Source organism: Streptomyces sp. NPDC048361, from assembly GCF_040651795.1.
Classification (GTDB): Bacteria; Actinomycetota; Actinomycetes; order Streptomycetales; family Streptomycetaceae; genus Streptomyces.
The window spans coordinates 17,664-40,719 of the sequence record NZ_JBEZKW010000049.1 but is presented as its reverse complement, the minus strand read 5'-3'; the positions used below and the strand labels follow the sequence as shown (position 1 = coordinate 40,719).

Annotated in this window: 16 protein-coding genes; 6 read left to right on the top strand and 10 right to left on the bottom strand. The window is 70.4% G+C overall.

Annotation, left to right across the window (positions count from 1 at the left end; genetic code table 11):
* Window positions 1-112: 112 nt before the first annotated feature.
* The 8 genes from AB0D31_RS25395 to AB0D31_RS25360 form a co-directional block, all read right to left on the bottom strand.
* Complete coding sequence (locus AB0D31_RS25395; RefSeq protein ID WP_362727276.1) at window positions 113-1,111, bottom strand: GNAT family N-acetyltransferase; 999 nt, start codon at window positions 1,109-1,111, stop codon at window positions 113-115.
* A 95-nt stretch (window positions 1,112-1,206) separates the two neighbouring features.
* Complete coding sequence (locus AB0D31_RS25390; RefSeq protein ID WP_362727274.1) at window positions 1,207-2,358, bottom strand: dipeptide ABC transporter ATP-binding protein; 1,152 nt, start codon at window positions 2,356-2,358, stop codon at window positions 1,207-1,209.
* Window positions 2,351-3,406, bottom strand: coding sequence for an ABC transporter ATP-binding protein (locus tag AB0D31_RS25385; protein ID WP_362727272.1), 1,056 nt, complete (start codon window positions 3,404-3,406; stop codon window positions 2,351-2,353). The genes AB0D31_RS25390 and AB0D31_RS25385 overlap by 8 nt, the downstream gene beginning before the upstream one ends.
* A 17-nt stretch (window positions 3,407-3,423) precedes the next feature.
* Window positions 3,424-4,353, bottom strand: coding sequence for an ABC transporter permease (locus AB0D31_RS25380; protein ID WP_362727271.1), 930 nt, complete (start codon window positions 4,351-4,353; stop codon window positions 3,424-3,426).
* A gap of 31 nt (window positions 4,354-4,384) precedes the next feature.
* A complete protein-coding gene (locus tag AB0D31_RS25375) occupies window positions 4,385-5,308 on the bottom strand; it encodes an ABC transporter permease (protein ID WP_362727269.1) in 924 nt (307 codons plus the stop codon).
* Between the two features lie 173 nt (window positions 5,309-5,481).
* Entirely contained in the window at window positions 5,482-7,131 is a 1,650-nt protein-coding gene (locus AB0D31_RS25370) for a peptide ABC transporter substrate-binding protein (protein ID WP_362727267.1), read from the bottom strand.
* A gap of 517 nt (window positions 7,132-7,648) precedes the next feature.
* Entirely contained in the window at window positions 7,649-9,559 is a 1,911-nt protein-coding gene (gene typA, locus AB0D31_RS25365; RefSeq protein ID WP_362727265.1) for a translational GTPase TypA, read from the bottom strand.
* 302 nt (window positions 9,560-9,861) lie between these two features.
* Window positions 9,862-12,198, bottom strand: coding sequence for an ABC transporter family substrate-binding protein (locus AB0D31_RS25360; protein WP_362727264.1), 2,337 nt, complete (start codon window positions 12,196-12,198; stop codon window positions 9,862-9,864).
* A gap of 323 nt (window positions 12,199-12,521) precedes the next feature.
* Here AB0D31_RS25360 and AB0D31_RS25355 point away from each other — a divergent pair, with 323 nt between their 5' ends.
* The 4 genes from AB0D31_RS25355 to AB0D31_RS25340 are packed head-to-tail and all read left to right on the top strand — an operon-like array spanning window position 12,522 to window position 16,456.
* Entirely contained in the window at window positions 12,522-12,815 is a 294-nt protein-coding gene (locus AB0D31_RS25355) for a hypothetical protein (protein ID WP_362727262.1), read from the top strand.
* A 48-nt stretch (window positions 12,816-12,863) separates the two neighbouring features.
* A complete protein-coding gene (locus AB0D31_RS25350; RefSeq protein WP_362727305.1) occupies window positions 12,864-13,691 on the top strand; it encodes a hypothetical protein in 828 nt (275 codons plus the stop codon).
* Between the two features lie 15 nt (window positions 13,692-13,706).
* Window positions 13,707-15,689: a fumarate reductase/succinate dehydrogenase flavoprotein subunit gene (locus AB0D31_RS25345; RefSeq protein ID WP_362727260.1), complete on the top strand. Its 1,983-nt coding sequence runs from the start codon at window positions 13,707-13,709 to the stop codon at window positions 15,687-15,689.
* Window positions 15,686-16,456, top strand: coding sequence for a succinate dehydrogenase/fumarate reductase iron-sulfur subunit (locus tag AB0D31_RS25340; protein WP_362727258.1), 771 nt, complete (start codon window positions 15,686-15,688; stop codon window positions 16,454-16,456). Before AB0D31_RS25345 ends, AB0D31_RS25340 begins: the two co-directional genes overlap by 4 nt.
* Window positions 16,457-16,463: 7 nt before the next feature.
* Here AB0D31_RS25340 and AB0D31_RS25335 read toward each other — a convergent pair whose 3' ends face one another.
* Window positions 16,464-17,486, bottom strand: coding sequence for a glycosyl hydrolase family 18 protein (locus AB0D31_RS25335; protein WP_362727303.1), 1,023 nt, complete (start codon window positions 17,484-17,486; stop codon window positions 16,464-16,466).
* Window positions 17,487-17,938: 452 nt separating this feature from the next.
* Here AB0D31_RS25335 and AB0D31_RS25330 point away from each other — a divergent pair, with 452 nt between their 5' ends.
* Window positions 17,939-19,498, top strand: coding sequence for a TPM domain-containing protein (locus tag AB0D31_RS25330; RefSeq protein WP_362727256.1), 1,560 nt, complete (start codon window positions 17,939-17,941; stop codon window positions 19,496-19,498).
* Between the two features lie 52 nt (window positions 19,499-19,550).
* The gene (locus tag AB0D31_RS25325) at window positions 19,551-20,252 is read left to right on the top strand and encodes a PspA/IM30 family protein (protein ID WP_362727255.1); all 702 of its coding nucleotides are present in this window, start codon (window positions 19,551-19,553) and stop codon (window positions 20,250-20,252) included.
* 123 nt (window positions 20,253-20,375) lie between these two features.
* Here the strand turns inward: AB0D31_RS25325 and AB0D31_RS25320 are convergent, their stop codons facing one another.
* A complete protein-coding gene (locus AB0D31_RS25320) occupies window positions 20,376-22,913 on the bottom strand; it encodes a SpoIIE family protein phosphatase (protein WP_362727253.1) in 2,538 nt (845 codons plus the stop codon).
* Between the last annotated feature and the right edge of the window lie 143 nt (window positions 22,914-23,056).

The following is a 23,056-nucleotide window of genomic DNA, read 5'->3' as shown; positions in this document are numbered from 1 at the left end:
GTCCTCCTAGAGTCCCACTTGGGTCCAAGTCCCACTTAGGCCCAAATATCACCCCGGAAGCGCACCAAGCGCACTTTTAGATCCGCCGGACGGAAGGTCGCTCCGGACGGGCTCAGCTACCGTGGACGCCCGGCGCGGGGTCCGTCGAGAGGCGGGCATGGCGGTGCATGTCGTGGAAGGTGCCGGCGGGTGTGGCGGGCAGATAGCCCCGGGAGACGCCCTCGTACGGGTAGCCGCATCGCTCGGCCACGCGGCACGAGGAGTCGTTGCCGATCGCGTGCCCCAGTTCGATGCGGTGCAGCCCCAGGGTGTCGAACGCCCAGGCGCTGAGCAGGTTCACGGCATGGGTCACCGCGCCCCGGCCGCGTGCCCGGGGCAGCAGCCAGTAGCCGATGCCGGCGTGGCCCATCGGCACGGAGATGTTGTGCAGCGCGACACTGCCCAGCGGTGCGCCGGTGGTGGCGTCGGCGATGCAGTAGGACGCGAATCTGCCCCCGGCCCAGCGATCGGCGGTCCTGCGGATGAACTCCCGGGCGCCCGCCTGGTCCACCCGCGCGGCCGGCAGACCCCAGCGGGTCACCTCGGGATCGTTCAGCCCCTGGATCACGGCGTCCACGTCCGCTGCGTCGTCCCGCCACGCCCTCAGCAGCAGATCGTGTCCCGACAGCTCTTCGAAGCGCAGCGGGGCCTCGCCATCGCCGGGGGCGGCCGCCCCCTGTTCCCCGGGGGCGGCCGTCATGACGAGCTCGATTTCAAACCCTGCCGCGTTCTCCAGATAGGCGGCGCGGTGTGCGGGGCCGCCCGCGAAGGGGTGCCGGTCGGCGAAGAGCAGCGTCCAGCCGTGCTCCGGCGCCGCTTCGACCAGGGCGTCGAAAGCGGCATGGCCGACGACGTGGAAGGCGAGGTGGTTGATGCCGGGCCGGGTGCGCTCGTGCACCGCCGCGGTCTGCGCCGGCGACTGCTCGACCACTACATACGTCTGGCCCAGGATCCAGCTGCGGCCCGCCCGCCATGCCTGGTACGGCCGGTAGCCGAGGCTCTCCAGGAGCCATCCCCACGACTCCTTGGCGGGTTCGAGGTCCGGCACCCACAGTTCGACATGGTGCAGCATGGCGGCAACTTCCTTACGGCTATGAGCGGTTGGAGAAACGGCCGGGCCCGTGGTGCCTTCCGTATCGGAAGCGCACCACGGGCCCGGCCGTGACATCACAGGGCGCCGACGATGTCCTTCTCCTCGGCGAAGTGACAGGCCGACTCGTGCGCGGCCGGGGTGTCCTGTCCCACGAACCGCTCCGGCACCGCGAGCAGCGGCACCTCGGTGGCGCAGCGGTCCTCGGCCTTCCAGCAGCGGGTGCGGAAGCGGCAGCCCGACGGCGGGTTGGCCGGCGAGGGAACGTCACCGGTCAGGATGATCCGCTCACGGTGCTCGCGGGCCTCCGGGTCAGGGACCGGGACGGCCGACAGCAACGCCTGGGTGTACGGGTGCGTGGGGTGCTCGTAGATCTGCTGGTCAGTGCCGATCTCCGCCATCTTGCCGAGGTACATCACACCGACCCGGTCGGAGATGTGCCGGACGATGGACAGGTCGTGCGCGATGAAGATGTAGGAGAGGTTGAACTCGTCCTGGAGCTTCTCCATCAGGTTGATGACCTGCGCCTGGACGGACACGTCCAGCGCGGAGACCGGCTCGTCGCAGATGATGATCTCGGGCTGAAGCGCGAGACCGCGCGCGATGCCGATGCGCTGGCGCTGGCCGCCGGAGAACTGGTGCGGGTACCGGTTGATGTACTCCGGGTTGAGACCCACGACGTCCAGGAGCTCCTGGACCTTGCGCCGCCGGTCGCCCTTCGGGGCCACCTCGGGGTGGATCTCGAAGGGCTCCCCGATGATGTCGCCCACCGTCATACGCGGGTTGAGCGAGGTGTACGGGTCCTGGAACACCATCTGGATGTTGCGGCGTACGGCCTTCAGCGCACGGCCGGACAGCTTGGTGATGTCCTGGCCCTTGTAGAAGACCTCGCCGGCGGTCGCCTGCTCCAGGAGCATGAGGACCTTGGCGACGGTGGACTTGCCACAGCCCGACTCGCCGACGATGCCGAGCGTCTCGCCCTGGTGGAGGTCGAAGGAGATCCCGTCGACGGCCCTGACCGCGCCGATCTGCTTCTTGAACAGGATGCCCTGGGTCAGCGGGAAGTGCTTGACCAGGTTACGCACCTGAAGAATCGGCTCACCGCGGTCGACGGGGGCCTCGATGGCGGCTACGGCCGCCGCCTCGGTGGCCGCGTCGACCGTGTCCACCTCGGCGGTGTTGGGGGTGGCGTCGTCCACGGCGTCGTCCCTCTTGTTCATGTCAGCCATGGAGCTGCTCCTTCCAGAAGTGGCAGGCACTGCCGCGACCGGCCAGCTCGGTACCGTCCCGCTCGGTCACCTGCAGCAGGGCGGGGACATCGGTACGGCAGATGTCCTGCGCCTTGGGACAGCGCGGGTTGAAGGCGCAACCGGACGGCGCCTTCAGCAGGTTGGGCGGCAGGCCCTTGATCGCGTAGAGCTCCTGACCCTTCTGGTCCAGGCGCGGGATCGAGTCGAGCAGACCGCGCGTGTACGGGTGCGCGGGGCGCTTGTAGATCTCGTGGACCGGTGCCTCCTCGACGATCCGGCCCGCGTACATCACGGCGATCTTGTCGGCGACGTCGGCCACCACACCCAGGTCGTGGGTGATGAGGATGAGACCCATGTTGAACTCGCGCTGAAGGTCCTGGAGCAGGTCCATGACCTGGGCCTGGACCGTCACGTCGAGCGCCGTCGTGGGCTCGTCCGCGATGATCAGATCGGGCTCCAGGGCCATGGCCATGGCGATCATGATGCGCTGGCGCATACCGCCGGAGAACTGGTGCGGGTAGTCGTTGACGCGGCTGCGGGCAGCCGGGATCTTCACCCGCTCCATCAGCTCGATGGACCTGGCCTTGGCGTCCTTCTTGGACATGCCCTGGTGGACGCGGAACATCTCGCCCAGCTGGTTGCCCACGGAGAACACCGGGTTGAGCGCGGACAGCGCGTCCTGGAAGATCATTGCCATCTTCGGGCCGCGCAGCTTGCGCCGCTCGCTCTCCGGGAGCTTCAGGATGTCCTGGCCCTGGAAGAGGATCTCGCCCTTGGCCACCCGTCCGGGAGGCGAGTCGAGGATGCCCATGATGGCCTGGGCCGTCACGGACTTGCCGGAGCCGGACTCGCCGAGCACGGCGAGCGTCTCGCCGGACTTGACGCTGTAGTTGACGCCGTTGACGGCCTTGACGATGCCTTCGCGGGTCTTGAACTCGACGTGCAGGTCGCGTACGTCGAGCACCGGGCTGTCGCCGGCACCGGCTCGCGGGCCGGGCACTTCCGCGGTCACGTGTGCAGTAGTCATGTGGTGGTGCCGCCCTTCTAGCGCAGCTTCGGGTCAAGGGCGTCGCGGAGCCCGTCACCGACGAATACGAAGCCAAGAACCGTCAGCACGATCGCGATGCTGGGGTAGGTCCACAGGTAGTCCTTGACCCCCATGAAGTCCTTGGCGGCGGCCAGCATGTTGCCCCACTCCGGGGTCTCCGGGCTGACGCCGACGCCCAGGAAGGACAGCGACGCCTCGGCCACGATGGCGCCACCGACGCTGAAGGCGGCGTACGCCATCACGGCGGCGATGGAGTTGGGGATGATGTGCCGCACGATGATCCGCGAGGTGCTCGCGCCCAGCGCTCGGGCGGCGTGCACGTAGTCGGCCTCACGGACCGACAGGATCGAGCTGCGCAGCAGTCGGGAGACCGTCGGCCACGAGAACACGGCCAGCGAGAGGATCACCGGCATCACGCCACGGCCCATCACGATGATGATCACGATGGCGCCGATGAGCAGCGGGAAGGCGAAGAAGACGTCGGCGATACGCATCAGGACCGAGTCGGTGGAGCGGCCGAAGTATCCGGCCACCGCACCCACGATGACGCCGATGAGGCAGGCCAGGAAGATCGACGCGAGACCGACGATGACGGCGATGCGGCTGCCGTAGATGATGCGCGAGAACTGGTCGCGGCCCAGTGCGTCGGTGCCCAGCAGATGTGAACCGCCGGGTGACTGAAGGGTGTTGGTGAGGTCCTGGTGGTACGGGTCCATCGGCGCGATCAGCGGAGCGAAGATCGCGACGAGGAACAGCAGGGCGACCAGGACGAGGCCGACGACGGCGAGCTTGTTGGCGAGGAAGCGGTGACGGATCTCGCCCCACTGGGTGACGCGGGCGATGGCGGGTTCCGCCTCGGCCTTCGCGCCGTTCGCCGGAGCGGTCGCGCCCCCCGCCGACGCTGTGCTCTTGGTGAGCTCAGTCATGGGTGTGACTCCTAGAACGGGCTGCCTGGAATCAGGCGAGACGGATGCGCGGGTCGAGGACCGCGTACAACAGGTCGACGATCAGGTTGAGCAGCACGAACACGGCGACGCTGAACGTCACCACGCCGATGATGATCGGGTTGTTCTGCTGCTGTACCGCGGTGACCAGGGCGAGCCCGATGCCGTCCCAGTTGAAGATCGCCTCGGTGATGAGTGCGCCACCGAGCAGCGTGCCGAAGGAGATACCCAGGTACGTGACGACCGGAATGATCGAGTTGCGCATGACGTGCTTGAACAGCACGGTCCGCTGCGGCAGACCCTTCGCGATGGCCGTCTTGACGTAGTCGGCCCGCAGCACCTCGAGCATGGTGCCGCGCATGAGTCTCGCGACGAGTGCGGCGTCGAGGATGGCGAGGGTGAACGCCGGCAGGATCAGTGACTTCATGGTGCCGTCGGAGATCAGCGGGACCCATTCCAGCTGCACCACGAAGATCTTCTGCAGCACCATGCCGATGACGAACGACGGGAAGCCGACCGCCATGGTGGTCAACAGGGTGATCAGCACGTCCCAGAAGGAGTACCGGAACAGCGCGGCGATGAGTCCGGCCAGCAGGCCGATGGCGATGTCGATGAGGATCGCCGCCACGGCCAGCTCCGCCGTGTTCGCCAGCTTCGGCTTCAGCACCTCGGTCACCGGACGGCGCTGGGTGAAGTCCGTACCCAGGTCGCCCTTGGCGAGGTTCTGGACGAAGTGGCCGTATTGAACGGGGAGCGGGTCGTTCAGCCCGTACCTCTCGCGAAGCTCCTGCACGACCGCCGGGTCGCGTGCCTTGTCACCGCCGAGCGAACCCACGGGGTCGCCGGGGAGGACGAAGAGACAGCAGAAGAGAATAACCGTCGCACCGAAGAGGACGACCACCATCTGCCCGAGTCGCCGAATCACGTATCTGCCCACGATGCCTCCTTCACTTACTGAGCGTGGGGGTTGGCGGCTTCATCCGATCGGGAGAGCGGCCGCGGCGGGCGCCGGTCCTAGGGGGTGCGCCCGTGACTGAGCGAAGGTCGTGGGGATCGAAGAAGTGCTCCGACCCCCACGACCTTCGCCTACCTGCTATGAGGAGGTGTGTGCTACTTGGACGAGATCTCGGCGAGGTTCGGGTTCTCGAAGAAGTCCAGCTTCATGTCGTTGAACTTCTGGGTGTTGGCGAGACGGAGCTGAGTGCGCTTCCACAGCGGGATGAGCGCCTGGTCCGTGTCGACCGCGAGCTTCTCGGCCTGCTGGTAGACCTTGGCGCGGGCGGCCGGGTCCTTGGTGCCACGGGCCTGCACGATCAGCTTGTCGAACTCCGGGTTGGAGTAGCGACCGCGGTTGTCACCGAGGGCCTTGCCGGTCTTCGGGTCCGGGTTGATCGAACCCGTGTCGAGCAGCGGGTACAGGAAGTTGTCCGGGGTCGGGTAGTCCGCGCCCCACGCCGAGCGCCACAGGCCGCTCGTCGCCTTGTCCTGCTGCTGCGACAGCGCCTCCTTGAACGGCTTGCCGTTCAGCTTGACGTTGAGGCCGAGGACGTCCTTCAGCTGCTGTGCGACAGCCTGGACCCACTCCTCGTGACCGGCGCCCGTGTTGTAGCCGAAGTCGACCTCGGTGCCCGGCTTCAGGCCGCCCTTGGCCGCGTACTCCTTGGCCTTGGCCGGGTCCTGCTTCACACAGGACGAGCAGACGCCATCCTGGTAGGTGTCCGCGAAGGACGGCGGCAGCACGGAGCTGGCGGGCTTCTGCATGCCCTGGAAAACGCCCTTGGCGATGGCCTCGCGGTCGATCGCGTACGAGATCGCCTTGCGCGCGTCAGCGTTGTTCAGCGGCGCGTTGTTGTTGAAGGCGACGAGGTAGTTGATTCCGCTCGTGTCGGCCTCGATCCACTCCTTCTTCGGCTCGAACTTCGCCTTCGCCACCGGCATCTGCGGCGTAGGCATACGGGCCCAGTCGAACTGACCCGACTGGAAGCCCTGGTACTCCAGGGTCACGCCGTTGGCCGAGTTCAGGATGGAGATGTCGACCTTGTCGAGCTTGGCCTTGGTCAGACCGTAGTCGTCGTTGCGGACGAGCGTGATCGACTTGTTGTGCTGCCACGAACCCTGCATCTTGAAGGGGCCGTTGCCGATCGGGAGATCGTTGAACGCCTTGTTGTCGCCGGCTCCGGCGACCTTCGGGACGGGGCTGAAGACCGTGTGCACGGTCTTCTTGTCGAACTCGAAGTCCGGAGCGGACAGCTGCACCTTGAGGGTGTTGGCGTCCGGCGCCGACAGGCCGCTGAACTTCTCGCTGGTGCCGCCGTTGAGCTCCTTGTAGCCCTCGATGCCTTCCATCGGGTAGGCAACGTCGGAGGCGGAGGCCTTGGCCGCGACACGCGTCCAGCCGCGGATGAAGGCCTCGGCGTCCACCACTTCACCGTTGGTGAACTTGGTGCCGGGCTTGATCTTGAACGTCCAGGTCTTGCCGTCGTCGCTGGTCGTCACGGACTGGGCGAGCTCGGGAATGAGCTTGCCGTCCGGCGACGCGTTGTACAGCCCCGTGAAGAGGTTGTGCGCGACCAGACTGCCCTCGGACTCCTGCACGTTGACCGGGTCGATGGCCACCGGCTCGGTGATGCCCAGGCGGAACGTGCCGCCCGCCTTACCGGAGCCACTGGTGCCCTTGTCCCCGCCGCCACCACAAGCGGTCGCAGCCAGGGCGATGATTGCCGCTCCCGCGACCCACTTGGCGCTCGTAGCACCACGCATGGGTTTCCTCCTCATGAGTCCACTTGTCACTACAAGAGGGGTACTTCTACGCGCGCTGACACCCCTGACAGCGCTTCGACGTCAAGTACCCCGAGTGTGCTCGTGAGTCGGCACTCCCCACAGTGCGTGACCCATTGACCCGAGCTCAATGGAGCCAACTATTAAGTACGGCCGGGCTGTAAACCACACTTAAAGGGTCTCGTTTTGACAACATCAGGACCGGGCAACGGCCCGAAATCCGGACAAACTGAGCACAGACAGACACACCCGAAACGGACCGTTAATACATCTTCCGGAGAGCGACGGTCGATATCCGAACAGGATGCCCCTTAAAACAACTTGACCCTAGAGGCCGACGAGCGGCCCGCACGAGCCTCTTCGGCAGGGCTCACCCTCGCGTGTGTACCCCGCCGTTGAAACCCCCGGCGCCCCCGCGACCGCGAAAGGCCGGCCCCGCAACGCCGAAGGCCCGGCCCCCGCTGAGCGGGGGCCGGGCCTTCGGGGCGTACGGGGCAGGTCAGTTCCGCTTGGCGCGGGACGCGGTGCGGCCGCGCTCCTTGGCGTCCAGGACGACCTTGCGGATACGTACGGCCTCCGGGGTCACCTCGACGCACTCGTCGTCGCGGCAGAACTCCAGGGACTGCTCAAGGGAGAGCTTGCGCGCCGGCACCACGTTCTCGGTGTTGTCGGCGGAAGCGGCACGCATGTTGGTGAGCTTCTTCTCCTTGGTGATGTTCACGTCCATGTCGTCGGCGCGCGAGTTCTCACCGACGATCATGCCCTCGTAGACCTCGGTGCCGGGCTCGGTGAACAGCACACCGCGCTCCTGCAGGTTGATCATGGCGAAGGGGGTGACCGAGCCGGCGCGGTCGGCGACGAGCGAACCGTTGTTACGGGTCGTCAGGGTGCCGAACCACGGCTCGTGGCCCTCGTGGATCGAGTGGGCGATACCGGTGCCGCGGGTGTTCGTCAGGAACTCCGTACGGAAGCCGATGAGGCCGCGCGAGGGCACGACGAACTCCATGCGGACCCAGCCGGAGCCGTGGTTGGACATGTTGTCCATGCGGCCCTTGCGGACGCCCATGAGCTGCGTGACCGCGCCCATGTGCTCCTCGGGCACGTCCACCGTGAGGCGCTCGACCGGCTCGTGGGTCTTGCCGTCGACCTGCTTCGTGACCACCTGCGGCTTGCCGATGGTCAGCTCGAAGCCCTCGCGGCGCATCTGCTCGACCAGGATGGCGAGCGCGAGCTCACCACGGCCCTGGACCTCCCAGGCGTCCGGACGCTCGGTGTCGAGCACGCGGAGCGAGACGTTGCCGATGAGCTCGCGGTCGAGGCGGTCCTTGACCTGACGGGCCGTGACCTTGCGGTCCTTGACATGGGACTTGGCGTCCGCGCCCTTGCCGGTACCACCGCCGCGGCCGACCAGCGGCGAGGTGTTGGTGCCGATGGTCATGGAGATGGCCGGCTGGTCGACCGTGATCAGCGGCAGCGCGATCGGGTTCTCCGGGTCGGCCAGGGTCTCGCCGATCATGATGTCGGGGATGCCGGCGACCGCGCAGATGTCACCGGGGCCGGCCATCTCGGCCGGCTTGCGGGTGAGCGCCTCGGTCATCATCAGCTCGGTGATGCGGACGTTGGAGATGGTGCCGTCGCGCTTGATCCACGCGACCGTCTGGCCCTTGCGCAGCTCGCCCTGCTCGACGCGGAGCAGCGCGATGCGGCCGAGGAAGTTGTCGGCGTCGAGGTTGGTGACGTGCGCCTGGAGGGGGGCGCTCTCGTCGTACTCGGGGGCCGGAACGCTGGAGAGGATCGTCGAGAAGAACGGCTCCAGGTTGTCGCTGTCGGCCGGGACGGTGCCGTCCTGCGGCTTGGTCAGCGAGGCGACGCCGTCACGGGCGCAGGCGTAGACGATCGGGAACTCGATCTGGTCCTCGTCGGCGTCCAGGTCGAGGAAGAGATCGTACGTCTCGTTGACGACCTCGTCGATCCGGGAGTCGGGGCGGTCCGTCTTGTTGATGCACAGGATGACGGGCAGCCGCTGCTGGAGCGCCTTGCGCAGCACGAAGCGGGTCTGCGGCAGCGGGCCCTCGGAGGCGTCCACGAGGAGGACCACCGCGTCCACCATCGACAGACCGCGCTCGACCTCGCCACCGAAGTCGGCGTGGCCCGGGGTGTCGATGATGTTGATGGTGATGACGTCGCCGCCATCCTTGGGGTGGTACTTCACGGCCGTGTTCTTGGCCAGGATCGTGATGCCCTTCTCACGCTCCAGATCGTTGCTGTCCATCATGCGGTCGTCGAGCGACTCGGCGGCGTGCGCCGCGAAGGCGCCGGCCTGCTTGAGCATGGCGTCGACCAGCGTGGTCTTGCCGTGGTCGACGTGGGCGACGATGGCGACGTTACGGATGTCGTGGCGCGTGGGCATACTGACTGGCGCTTCTCTCGATCGTGGGATCAGGCGTCTGACGCGGTCGAGTCCTCGTCCGCCCGCCGGGCAGACAGGCCACGGCTGCCTCCCATGGTACGGGGCAGCCGCACCGGCGGCCTCCCGGGCCGATGGCGACGATCTTGAACAGGGGTTTTTCGGGGGATTTGCGCCGTGCTTGAGCCTGGGTCAGGGGCGTACACGACCTTGCCCGCCGGCGGGGCCGGCGGGCAAGGGACTTGAGCAGGTTCTGAGCTTGGAGCGGCCTCCTCGCCCCGCTTCTGTCCTGCTGGTTCGCTCTTCTACTCCGCGGTGTTCTTCGATCCGTTGTGCGCCGTTTCCGGCTTCTTGAACCCGATGTCCTGGAAGCGCGGCCCGGCGAAGCCGAAGGCTCCGGCGTTGGCCACGTTCGGTTTCACGGCGACCAGCTGCGGGCGCTGGTAGAGCGGGATCGAGCCGGCGGCCGCCCAGATCCGGGCGTCGGCCTTCTGTACGAGGTCGCGGGCCTCGTCCTCGTCGAGCTCACCGGCGGCCTGCTCGAAGAGCTGGTCGATGTGGTCGGTGCCGACCCGGCTGTAGTTCTGCTCGACGAGGAGCGAGCCGTCGGCGGCGGGCTCCGGCTTGGCGAAGATCGGCCGGTCGTCGGTGGCCGGGTAGGCGGTACCGGGCCACGAGTAGAGCGCCAGGTCGAAGTCGCCCGACGCGATGTGGTCCTTGAAGTAGCTGTCCTCGGCGACCTTGATGATCTCGGTGTTGATGCCGACCGACTTCAGCATGGCGGCCACCTTGTCGCCGACATCGCGCAGCGACTGCGAGCCGGGGCCCGACGGCAGCACGAAGCGCAGGGTGAGCGGCTTGCCGTCCTTGCCGAGCGGCCCGCTCTGCGGCGCCGGGGCCGCGGTGCCCTTGGGGGCGTACGCGCCGGGGGCGCCGCCCTTGGGTCTGGCCTCGGTCTTGGTGTGCTTGTCGGCGCCCTTGTTCACCTGCTCGGCGGGCTCGGCGTCGAAGACGCGGGCCTGTCGCAGGAGCGCGGCCTGCTGGAGCGCGGCGACGCGGCCCGGCGCGAGGACGTACGTACGGGAGGCGGCGCCCGCGCCCGAGCTGCCGGGCTTGTCGTCGCCGACGATGTAGGTGCCCTCGTCGTCGGGGTGGTTGCCGGTGGCCCGGCGCTTGCCGTCCTCGGACTCCTGCTCGCCCTCGGGTCTGCTGCCTGCCTTCGCCGCGTCCTGCTTGGGCTTCTGCCGCGCCCCGCCCGTGGTCCACCCGGCGTCGGCGAGCAGCGCCCGCGCCTCCTGGGTGTCCTGGCTGCCGAGCGCGTCGCTGCTGTCGGTGTACGCGTCCTGTCCGGCGAGCGCGAGGTGGCTGCCGGGGGGCTGGGCCGGCAGGCCGAGCGGCTTGAGGACCGCCTCGGCGATCTCCTTGCGGTTGAGGGCGCGGGCCACCGCGCGCCGGACCCGCTCGTCGGTGAGCGGCCCGGAGGCGCCGTTGAGGGCGAGCTGGGTGTAGGCGGGCTCCAGGGTCTTGCGGACGGCGAGGCCGCGCAGCCCGGCCTGCTCGGCGGCGTACTTGTCGACGGCGGCCAGGGTCTCCTTGCGGGCCTGCCGCTCGGCTTCGGCCTTCTCCTCCTCGCCGCTGTGGGCGATGGCCCAGGAGCGCAGGGCGGAGGCGGGCGTGATGGCGGCGCCCGGGCCGTGGGTGACGGCCTGGCCCTTGTCGCGTTCGGCGAGCGCGATGCGGTCGGCGTCGGCACGGTCGATCTCGGCCATGTCGACGGTGCCCGCGGCGAGCGCCGCGGCCCGCTTGTCGCGCGGCACGGCCTGCAGGACGACGGTGTCGAGCTTGGCGGGCAGTCCCCACCAGCGCGGGTTGCGCTCCAGGGTGACCATGCCCTTGGCGCGGTCGGCCTCCTTGAGGCGGAAGGCGCCCGCGGTGGCCTTCAGCTGGGAGCGGGCGCCGTCGTTGAAGGCGTCGGGGGTGCCGGTGACGTCCTTCGGGTAGAGCGGGCTGAACAGGGAGCGCCAGTCCGCGTAGCGCTTGGCGAAGGTGACCTTGACCTCCAGGTCGTTGGCGCCCTTCTCGATCTTCTCGATGCGCTCGTACCCGGCGTTGCGGGCGGTCCAGTACGCCGAGTCCTTGCCGCTCAGGGCCCGCCACTGGGCGACGAAGTCGGGGGCGCCGATCTCGCGGCCGTCGCTCCACACCGCTTTCTGGTTGAGCTTGTAGAGCACGACCTGCTTGGGTTCGCGCTGGACGACCTCGGCGGACTCCAGATAGTCGGGGTTGCGCTGCGGGCGGCCGTGGTCGTCCAGCGTGAACAAGGACGGCAGCACCGCCTGGGCGACCCGCTGGGTCGTGGCGTCGGCGTCGGCCTGGAAGGTGTTGAGCGTCTCGGGCATCGCGTCGACGGCCCACTTAAGGGTTCCCCCGTCGGCGACGTTCGACCGGGCCGCGGCCCCGATGTCCTGGGGTGCGGCGCCCGCCGCGTGCCCGCTGTCGGCGGAGCCGCAGCCGGTCAGCACGGGGAGCGCGAGCACTCCGCTGGTCAGGAGCGCGACGGAGCGCGATCGCAGAGAGGCCGCGGTCCGGATCGCCGCGACGATCCGGGGCGCCCTCCCGTTCGGGTCACCGACGTGGGACATGGCTTGTACCTCTTCGTCAGACTTATGGGATTTCATGGCATTTCGCGATGATCACACGTATCCCAGCCACTGAAGAGGAGACCTGCGCCCCCGCGGCGGCGACACGGCGCAGCGGGCCCCGAAGCCCACCCGTGCGGCCGAACGCGTCCGCGGACACGGCAGCCCCGGGTCGCCCGTATGGCCGACACCCGCTCCCCAGGGGGCGCCCGGGGCCCGCGCGACCCCACAACCCCGTGCACGCACCTTCACAACCGCGACGGTGAGGCGCCACACTTTTCGGCGCATGAACATTGCCACCCGCTCCGGCGAAAGGCAGGCAAGTCATGTCCCTGCACGACGAGTTGACGGCCACTCAGCGCTGTCTCGACGACCTGGTGCGCGCCGTGGGACGACTGGAGAAACAGGTCGGGCTCGGCCTGGACATCCGGCGGGTACGGACCGACGCCGACCATCTGCGCGAGAGCCTCGCCCTGCTCCGCGAGGCCGCACCGCCCGGCACCCCCGCCCGCCCCGACCTGGTCACCATCCCCGACGCCCCGTACGACGCCTCGCTCTGGACCGACGCGGACGACGAGGGGCTCGGGAGCACCCGGTCCCGCGGCCGGCGCACCCCCTGACCTCCTCCACGGGAGCCACTCTTGGCCACAGGCACGGAACCCTCTCCCCTGACCGGGGACGGCCCTCCTCCCCCGGCGCGGGACGGCACCGGCGTCCATGACGCCACACGCGCCGCGATCGCCCCCCGCCATCTGCGCACCGACCGCTGGTGGCTCGCGCCGGCCGTCACCGCGGCGGGGCTGCTCGCCTTCGTCGTCTACTCGACGTGGCGGGCGTTCGCGAACGCGGACTACTACCACGCGCCCTATGTCTCGCCGTTCTACTCGCCGTGCCTCGCGGACAACTGCGCGACCATGCGGCACGGCCCGAACGCGGACGTCTTCGGCAGCTGGTGGGGCCTGTCCCCCGCGCTCCTGATCCTGATCTTCCCGCTCGGCTTCCGGCTGACCTGCTACTACTACCGCAAGGCGTACTACCGCGGCTTCTGGGCGTCACCGCCCGCCTGCGCGGTGGCCGAGCCGCACACGACGTACTCCGGCGAGACCCGCTTCCCGCTGATCCTGCAGAACGTCCACCGGTACTTTTTCTACTTCGCGGTCGTGGTCGCCGGCATCCTCACCTACGACACGGTGCTCTCCTTCCGCGACGAGCACTACCGGTGGGGCCACATGGGGCTCGGCAGCCTCCTGTTCCTGATCAACATCGCGCTGATCTGGACGTACACCCTGTCCTGCCACTCCTGCCGGCACATCATCGGCGGCCGGCTGCGGCACTTCTCCAAACACCCGGTGCGCTACCGGCTCTGGGGGTGGGTCGGAAAGCTGAACGAGCGTCACATGCTGCTGGCCTGGGCCTCGTTGATCAGCGTCGCGCTCGCCGACTTCTACGTGTATCTGCTCGCCACCGGGGCGTTCGACGATCCGAGGTTCTTCTAAGTGAAGGCAGCGTAGATGACTCAGCTGGAACGGCAGCAGTGGGACGTCGTCGTGGTGGGCGCGGGCGGCGCCGGGCTGCGGGCCGCGATCGAGGCGCGTGAGCGGGGCGCCCGTACCGCGGTGATCTGCAAGTCCCTCTTCGGCAAGGCGCACACCGTGATGGCCGAGGGCGGCATCGCCGCCTCGATGGGCAATGTGAACTCCGGCGACAACTGGCAGGTCCACTTCCGCGACACCATGCGCGGGGGCAAGTTCCTCAACCAGTGGCGGATGGCGGAGCTGCACGCGCGCGAAGCACCCGAGCGGGTCTGGGAGTTGGAGACCTGGGGCGCCCTGTTCGACCGTACCGCCGACGGCCGGATCTCCCAGCGCAACTTCGGCGGCCACGAGTACCCGCGCCTCGCGCACGTCGGCGACCGTACGGGCCTGGAACTCATCCGCACCCTCCAGCAGAAGATCGTGAGTCTCCAGCAGGAGGACAAGCGGGAGTTCGGCGACTACGAGGCGCGCCTGAAGGTCTTCCAGGAGTGCACGGTCACCCGGGTGCTGAAGGACACGCCCGACGACGGCTCCGGCACGGGCGGGCCGGTCTCGGGCGGGCGGGTCTCGGGCGGGCGGGTCTCGGGCGCCTTCTGTTACGAGCGTGAGAGCGGCCGCTTCTTCGTCCTTGAGGCCCCCGCGGTGGTGCTCGCCACCGGCGGCATCGGCAAGTCCTTCAAGGTGACGTCCAACTCCTGGGAGTACACCGGCGACGGTCACGCGCTGGCGCTGCTCGCCGGGGCGCCGCTCCTGAACATGGAGTTCGTGCAGTTCCACCCCACCGGCATGGTCTGGCCGCCGTCGGTCAAGGGCATCCTCGTCACCGAGTCGGTGCGCGGCGACGGCGGGGTGCTGCGCAACTCCGAGGGCAAGCGGTTCATGTTCGACTACGTACCGGATGTCTTCAAGGAGAAGTACGCGGAGTCCGAGGAGGAGGGCGACCGCTGGTACGAGGACCCCGACCACAACCGGCGGCCGCCCGAGCTGCTCCCCCGCGACGAGGTCGCCCGCGCCATCAACGCCGAGGTGAAGGCAGGCCGGGGCACCCCGCACGGCGGCGTCTTCCTCGACGTCTCCACCCGGATGCCCGCCGAGGTGATCCGGCGCCGACTGCCGTCGATGTACCACCAGTTCAAGGAGCTGGCGGACGTCGACATCACGGCCGAGGCGATGGAGGTCGGGCCCACCTGCCACTACGTGATGGGTGGCATCGCGGTCGACTCGGACACGGCGGCGGCCCGCGGGGTGCCGGGCCTGTTCGCGGCCGGCGAGGTGGCCGGCGGCATGCACGGCTCCAACCGGCTCGGCGGCAACTCGCTCTCCGACCTTCTGGTGTTCGGCCGGCGGGCCGGGCTGCACGCCGCCGCGTACGCGTCCACGCTCGCGGCCCGCCCGGCCGTGGACGAGGCCCAGATCGACACGGCGGCCGCGGAGGCCCTGCGCCCCTTCAGCGCCGAGGCCCCCGAGGACGGCTCGCCGGCCGAGAACCCGTACACCCTGCATCAGGAGCTCCAGCAGGCCATGAACGACCTGGTCGGCATCATCCGCCGGGAGGGCGAGATGCACCAGGCGCTGCGCAAGCTGGCCGAGCTGCGCACGCGGGCCCGGCGGGCCGGCGTGGAGGGGCACCGCCAGTTCAACCCGGGCTGGCATCTCGCGCTCGACCTGCGCAACATGCTGCTGGTGAGCGAGTGCGTGGCGCGGGCCGCCCTGGAACGCACCGAGAGCCGCGGCGGCCACACCCGCGAGGACTGGCCCGCGATGGACCGTTCCTGGCGCCGCGTGAACCTGCTGTGCCATCTCGCCGACCCCACCGGGGGCCTGGCGCCGCCCGACTCCGAACGCGGCCGGATCCGGCTCGTGCGCGAGGAGACCGACCCCATCCGTGCCGATCTGCTCTCCCTCTTCGAGAAGGACGAGCTGGTCAAGTACCTCGCCGAAGAGGAGCTGTACGAGTGAGCACGTACGACGCGAGCTTCCGGGTCTGGCGGGGCGACACCGGCGGCGGTGAACTCACCGACTTCACGGTCGAGGTGAACGACGGCGAGGTGGTCCTCGACATCATCCACCGCCTCCAGGCGACGCAGGCGCCCGACCTCGCGGTGCGCTGGAACTGCAAGGCGGGCAAGTGCGGTTCGTGCAGCGCGGAGATCAACGGGCGGCCGCGCCTGATGTGCATGACGAGGATGTCGGTCTTCGATCCGGCGGACGTCGTCACCGTAACTCCCTTGCGGGCGTTCCCCGTTGTCCGTGACTTGGTGACGGACGTGTCCTTCAACTACGCGAAGGCGCGAGAGGTCCCGGCGTTCGTGCCACCGCAGGGGGTGGCGCCCGGCGAGTACCGGATGCAGCAGATCGACGTGGAGCGCTCACAGGAGTTCCGCAAGTGCATCGAGTGCTTCCTGTGCCAGGACACCTGCCATGTGGTGCGCGACCACGAGGAGAACAAGACGGCCTTCGCGGGCCCGCGCTTCCTGATGCGCGTCGCCGAGCTCGACATGCACCCGCTGGACGCGGCCTCCGAGACGGGCCTGGACCGCAAGCGCACCGCACAGGACGAGCACGGGCTCGGCTACTGCAACATCACCAAGTGCTGTACGGAGGTCTGCCCCGAGCACATCAAGATCACCGACAATGCGCTGATTCCACTGAAGGAGCGGTCGGTGGACCGCAAGTACGACCCGCTGGTGTGGCTGGGCAGCCGGATCAGGCGACGGGACGCCTGATGTCCCGTCAGCTCCACCCCTCGCGGTACGCGGCCCAGTCGCCATCGCGCTCCGCGAAGTCGACGTAGAGCGCGACGCCGAAGTGCTGACGGTGGCGGTCGGTGCGGGCGAGCCCGAGCCGGGCTCCGCGCACGGCCGCCGCCACGGTCTCGGCGGAGCCGTGGTGGGACATGCTCTCGTCGTCGTAGAACGGCAGCCCCATGAGCAAGTCGGTCGCCTGCGGCGTGACTTGGAGCGCGAGAGCGGTCTGGCGGGCCACATACCCGCCGTACAGGCTCTGCACGGGCATGGCTGTGTCGTACGACATCACGGCGATCTGGTCGACGCGGCGGGCGACTTGGCCGAAGTACGCCTGTGACCACCACTTGCCGTGCCCGGTGAGACCGTCGGCGGCGGTGTGCAGGGCGGGCAGCGGGTCTATCTGGTGCGCGGCGACCGAGAGCAGGGCGCCGCGGGGGCGGGTGAGGGCGCGCAACGAGTCGAGCAGGGCGAGGTAGTTGAGGTCGCCCGAGGGAAGGGGCTCCAGGTCGAAGTGGACGCCGTCGACGTGGGCGGTGTCGAGCACTTGGCGGGCGGCCGTGACGACGGCGGTGCGCGTGTCGTCGTCGAGCCGCATGCCGACCGGCCCCTCGCTCGCCAGCTCGTCGCCGAGCCAGGCCTGGACGCGCACGCCGGGCAGCCTGCGGTGGACGCCGTCCACCAGCCAGCGGGCGCGGGGGTAGCGGGCGGCGGGCAGGGTGCCGTCGTGGTCGAGGGGGCCGGTGTGCACGAAGAGGTCCCGGATGCCGCTGCCGCGCACCTTGGCGGCGAAGGCGTCGAGGTCCTTGTCGCCTTTGCGTCCGTCGACCCAGGCGTGCCCGAGCCAGTACGCGTCGCGGCCGCGGGTCCTGGTGTCGTCGCCGGGGACGCCCGCGTACTGGGCGCGCAGGCCGACTCCCGCGGCGGCGAGGGCGACGGCGAGGCTCAGGACGAGGGCGAGCGCCGTACGGCGGGTGACGCGGCCACCCCGGCCCCGCCACCAGGCCCGTATCCGTGCCACTGTCGTGTCCCCCCGGCTCGCTCGTCGGGGCTCAGCGTAGCCGCCCGCCCCGTGCGGGGAGAGGCGTGGGGCCCGGCCTTCGGGCGGGGCCCGTATGGGGTCCGGGGCGTATCCCCAGGCGTCTGTACCTCAGCCCCCCTCTCACCCCCGGAGGTTTCAGGAAGGGGCGGGGTGGGGTGACTCCCGGGGTCTGGGGCAGAGCCCCAGCAACCCCGCCGCACTTCGAGTGCGGACCGTGCTGGGTCACCCGCGCAGTTCCCCGCGCCCCCGTAGGGCACCCGGGGCCGAGCGGTCGCGCCCACCGCGGCGGAGCCACGCAGACGTCACAGCCCCACGCCCCCTGTGGGGCACCCGGCATCGACAACCTTGGCCGGGTGCCCTGCACGGGCATGCCGGGCCCACTCCGGTCGCGGGGGGCTGGTTCCAGCCATACGCTCGGTCGTGTGACGCCGCCCGTCAGGACAGCCCGTCCCCGAAGCCTCGCGGTAGCGACATCCGCCCCGCTCGTCATCGGCGCGCACACCCAAGCCGGATCGAGCAGCTACCTCGTGCTTCCCATCGGCGTGGTCGTCGTCGCCTGCGTACTCGCCGCGTACGCGTACCTCGTGCGGAGGCGGAGGGCCGACTCCCGGACCACGCCGGGGGGTTCGGGGGCGCTGCCCCGGCCCGTCCCGCCGGCCGCCCCCGCCTTCGACGTGCTCGACGCCGACACCCGCGCCGCCCTCGTCGCCGTGGACGAGTCGGTCCGTACCAGCGAGGAGGAGCTGGACTGCGCGCGGGCGGCATCCGGCGCGGAGGCGGTGCGGCCGTTCGCCGACGCGCTCACCCACGCACGCGCCGAGCTCGCCGTCGCGTTCCGGCTGCGGCAGGAGCTCGACGAGGGCCGGCCCGAGGACGAGGCGGCCCGGCGTGGCGTGCTGGCGGAGATGGCCGCACGCTGCGCGGGGGCCGGACGGCGCCTGGACGCCGAGGCGGACGCCTTCGACGAGCTGCGCGCCCTCGATCGCGACGCCGCCCCGGCCATCGCCTCCGCCGAGACCGCCTTCCGCGAGCTGACCACCCGTACCGGCGCCGCGGAAGCCACCCTCACCACGATGCTCCGGCAGTACGCCCCCTCCGCTTCGGCCCCCGTCGCCCGGCACGTCGAGGAGGCGAAGGACCGTCTGATGTTCGCCACGACGAGCCTCGTCGGCGCACGTCAGGCGCTGGACGCGGGCGACGGCGAGGGCGCCGCGGTCCGGGTGCGGGCCGCCGAGGGCGCCGTCGATCAGACGGCCGTCCTGGTCGCCTCGGTCGAGCGGCGGGAGCGCGAACTCGCCGACGCCGCGCGGCTGTTGCCCGACCTGCTCACTCTGTGCGAGGCCGCACCTGCCGACGGCCGCGGAGAGCTCGCCGCCGTCCGCGAGGAGTCGACCGCCGGGCCCTACGATCCGATCGACGCGCTGCGCCGGATTCACGAGATCTCCGCCCCCGGGGACGAACCTCCGCCCGCCCCCGCCCTCCGCGACACCGCGACGCTCGTCGCCCAGGCCTCCGTCGCCGCGGCGGGCGCCTACATCGCCACCCACCGCGGCGCCGTGGGCAGCCTCGCCCGTACCCGGCTCGCGGCGGCCCTGAGCCGTCTGGCGTCGGCGCCGCCCGCCGACTCGGATCCGGCCGGTGCGCTGCACTCGGCCCGCGCCGCCGACGCCCTGGCCCGCGAGGCCCTGGCTCTCGCCGAGCAGGACGCGGCGGCGTACGGACAGCAGGACGTCGCGGGCCGGACCGGGGACGGCGGCCTCGGCGGCGCACTGCTCGGCGGGATCGTCCTGCCCGCCCCGCCCAACGCCACCCCACCCGACACAGCCCCGCCCGACACGGCCCCGCCCAACGGCACTCCTCCCGACCCCGTCCCTCCCGACGCCGCCCCGCTCACCCCCACCCCGCCCCATCCCGCCGTCGGCCCCGCCTGTTTCGGGGGTCCGGCGACCCGGGGCCGGAGAGCCGGCGGCGGGCCGAGGTGAGCGGCGGCATGGTGACGGCGCTCCGGGCCGGTTACGTACGAGGAGACACGCCATGAGCGACAAGCAGTCCGTACTCGGCCGCGTCGTGCGCCTGTCCACCACCGACATCGGCGCCCTCGTCGAGCGGGCCGGGGACCCGCGGGCCGTGCTCGACCGGCTCGTGCACGACTACACCGACGCCATCGCCGACGCCGAGCGCGCCGTCTCCACCACGCTCGGCACGCTGCGGCTGCTCGAACAGGACCATGCGGAAGACGTGCGGGCGGACGGCGAGTGGGGCGCGCGGGCCCGCGCGGTGAGCCGGAAGGCGGACGTGCTGCGGGCCGCCGGGTCGGACGCGGCCGCCGACACCTTCGACCGGCTCGCCAAGGTCGCGCTCGCCCGGCAGCTCAGGTCCGAGCGGGAGGCGATGGCCGCGGAGCCCGCCATCGCCGCCCAGCGCGACCTCGTGGCCCGGCTCGGCGCGGCGCTCGACGGGATGCGGACCCGGCTCGGCGAGCTGAAGTCCCAGCACGAGGGGGTGCGGGCGCTGAGCCGGACGGCGGCCGCGGTCGAGAGCGTCAACGTCCTGGACACCACGACCGAGTTGGGCCGCTTCGAGGACAAGGTGCGGCGCGAGGAGGCGAAGCTCGCGGGCCAGGAGGTCGGCGCCTCCTGCCTGGACTCGGAGTTCGAGCAGTACGAGCGACCGGAAAGCCCCGGTGACACGGCGGAGGTGGAGGCGCGGCTCGCCGCCCTGAAGGCCACCACCTGAGACCCCCGCCGCTGCTCGCCTGTCTTGCCGTCAGGACGTGTGCCGACAGGACATGTGCCCTACATGTGCCCTACATGTGCCCTACATGTGCCCTCAAAGCATGTGCCCTCAAAGCATGCGCCGTCAGAACATGCTCAGGATCTGCTCCTCGGTCAGCTCCACCGGGCCCGACTCCCCGTCCGGCAGGGCGAGTTCGAACCAGACCGTCTTGCCGCGCGGAGTGCGCCTGGCCCCCCAGGCGGCGCTCAGCAGTCCGACGAGCTGGAGGCCGCGGCCGCCCTCGTCGGTGTCGCGGGCCCTGCGCCGCCTCGGCTGCACCAGACCCGCGTCCCACACCTCGCACACGAGCGTACGGTCGCGCAGGAGGCGGAGCCTGATCTCGCCGTCGCCGTAGCGCAGGGCGTTGGTGACGAGCTCGCTGACCAGGAGTTCGGTGGTGTCGACGAGGTCGTCGAGGTCCCAGGCGAGCAGCTGGGTGCGGGCGAGTTCGCGGGCGCGGCCCACCGAACGGGGTTCGCGGGGCAGCCGCCAGTCGCCGACGGCGTCCACCGGAAGCCCCTGGATTCGGGCGAGCAGCAGCGCGATGTCGTCCTCGCCGTGCCGGGTGTCGAGCGAGCCGAGCACCTGGTCGCAGACGTCCTCAAGCGGGCGGTCCGGGTCGGTGAGGGTCTTGCGGAAGGCGTTGAGGCCCTCGTCGAGCGGGTGGTCGCGGGATTCCACGAGCCCGTCGGTGTACAGGGCGAGCAGGGCGCCTTCGGGCAGGTCCACCTCGACCTCCTCGAAGGGCTCGCCGCCGACGCCGAGCGGCAGCCCGGGCGGCACGTCGAGGAGCATCGCGGGCTCCCCCGGGTCGTCGCCGGGCTCGACCAGGACGGGTGGCAGGTGGCCGGCGTTGGCGAACGTACAGCGCCGGGTGACCGGGTCGTAGACCGCGTACACACAGGTGGCGAGGTAGACCTCGGAGAGGTCGGCGTCGCGGGACTTGTGGGCGACCCGGGAGGCCTGCTGGCTGCCGCCGGGCGCGCCGAGGCCGCGGGCGATCTCGTCGAGGTGCGAGAGGACCTCGGCGGGTTCGAGGTCGAGCAGTGCCAGGGTGCGGACCGCGGTGCGCAGTTCGCCCATGGCGACGGCGGCGCGCAGGCCGCGGCCCATGACGTCGCCGATGACGAGCGCGGTGCGGTGGCCGGGCAGCTCGATGACGTCGAACCAGTCGCCGCCGACCTCGGACTCGGCGCTGCCGGGAAGGTAGCGGCAGGCGATGTCGAGCCCGGCCGCCTCGGGGGCGCCGGGGGGCAGCAGGGAGCGCTGGAGGATCAGCGCGCGCTCGTGTTCCCTGCGGTAGAGGCGGGCGTTGTCGATGCAGACGGCGGCGCGCGAGGCGAGTTCGGTGGCGAGCGCGCGGTCGCGTTCGCCGAACGGCTCGCTCCCCTTGGCGCGGGCGAACTGCACCAGGCCGACGACGGTGTCGTGGGCGACCATGGGGACGGCGAGGGTGGTCTGCACCAGACCCCCGTCGGCGGCGGGCACGGTGTGGATCCGGGCGGTGCGCAGGGCGCTCGCGTACGGGGAGTGGAAGCGGTAGCGGTGTACGTCGCCGACGCCCACCTCGGCCTCGCCGCCGGGCAGCGGCCCGTCCGAGACGGCGCTCGCGAAGGCGACCCGGCGCAGCTCGCCGCGTCCGTCGGAGCTGCCGGCGCTGGGATCGTCCCCGGCGAGCAACGACTGGTAGAGGTCGACGGATGCGAGGTCGCAGAAGCCGGGTACGGCGATGTCCAGGAGCTCGCGCGCGGTGGTCTCCAGGTCGAGGGTGTTGCCCATGCGGGCGCCGGCCTCGTTGAGGAGGGCGAGGTTGCGGCGGGCGTCGGCGGCTTCGCGGGCCACGTTGTGACGGCGGGTCACGTCGATGCCGAGGCCGGCGACGCCGATGGGCCGTCCGGTGCCGCTGTGCACCCGGTAGAGGTTGATGGACCAGTGCCTGCGGTCGCTGCCCCCGGGGGCCGAGCCCACTATCTGGAGGTCGGTGACGGACTCGCCGGTGTCCAGGACCCGCCGCAGGGCTGCGGACATCCGGTCGGCCTCGGCCCGGGAGAGGTAGTCGTGCACGGTATGGCCGCGGTGCTCCTCGGGGGCGCCGCCGAAGACGGTGGCGAAGCGCCGGTTGGCGCGCAGCACGGTGAGGTCCGTACCGAACAGCAGGAACCCGTAGGGAGATTGACCGAAAATGGCCTGCGATGCGGCCAGGTCCGTCTCGATCCCGCGCAGAGCGCGTACGTCGACGACGATACAGAGCGCGGCTCGCTCGTCGGTGGCCGTTCGGCTCGGCATGACGTACAGCTCGGCGAGGCCCTCGGCGCGTTCGCCGCCCTCGGGTGACGGCACCCGGAAGGGGACGACGCCCGTCCACTCCTTGCCGTCGAGGATCTCGGCGACCCTGCGGTGGCCGCGCGGGCGCAGCTCGGAGGGCATGAACGCCTCGACGGGATCGCGCCCGATCACGGCGGCCGCGGCCAGGCCGAACTGCTCCTCGGCCCGCAGGCTCCACTGCTCGATCAGTCCGTCCGGCCCGATCGAGAACGAGGCGACGCGGATGTAGTCATAGATCGAGCCAGGCGGACTGCTCTGCCATACGACATCGCCACCCGTCTCAGGTATCTCGCTCACGCGACCGTCCCCTCCAGCTCACCGCACCGGACCGGCCTTGACCCGCAGTATTCAGCACTACGGCCCCAACCGGCACGGCGTTCACGATCACATCCCGGTCTCGTTCTTTTCCAGCCGTTGTCGGCGGGTTCACGCGCGGGTGG

Bases quoted from the DNA above. Each gene is read 5' to 3' on its own strand.
- AB0D31_RS25395 (WP_362727276.1), bottom strand. From the start codon at position 1,111: ATGCTGCACCATGTCGAACTGTGGGTGCCGGACCTCGAACCCGCCAAG.
- AB0D31_RS25390 (WP_362727274.1), bottom strand. From the start codon at position 2,358: ATGGCTGACATGAACAAGAGGGACGACGCCGTGGACGACGCCACCCCC.
- AB0D31_RS25385 (WP_362727272.1), bottom strand. From the start codon at position 3,406: ATGACTACTGCACACGTGACCGCGGAAGTGCCCGGCCCGCGAGCCGGT.
- AB0D31_RS25380 (WP_362727271.1), bottom strand. From the start codon at position 4,353: ATGACTGAGCTCACCAAGAGCACAGCGTCGGCGGGGGGCGCGACCGCT.
- AB0D31_RS25370 (WP_362727267.1), bottom strand. From the start codon at position 7,131: ATGCGTGGTGCTACGAGCGCCAAGTGGGTCGCGGGAGCGGCAATCATC.
- typA (WP_362727265.1), bottom strand. From the start codon at position 9,559: ATGCCCACGCGCCACGACATCCGTAACGTCGCCATCGTCGCCCACGTC.
- AB0D31_RS25360 (WP_362727264.1), bottom strand. From the start codon at position 12,198: ATGTCCCACGTCGGTGACCCGAACGGGAGGGCGCCCCGGATCGTCGCG.
- AB0D31_RS25355 (WP_362727262.1), top strand. From the start codon at position 12,522: ATGTCCCTGCACGACGAGTTGACGGCCACTCAGCGCTGTCTCGACGAC.
- AB0D31_RS25345 (WP_362727260.1), top strand. From the start codon at position 13,707: ATGACTCAGCTGGAACGGCAGCAGTGGGACGTCGTCGTGGTGGGCGCG.
- AB0D31_RS25325 (WP_362727255.1), top strand. From the start codon at position 19,551: ATGAGCGACAAGCAGTCCGTACTCGGCCGCGTCGTGCGCCTGTCCACC.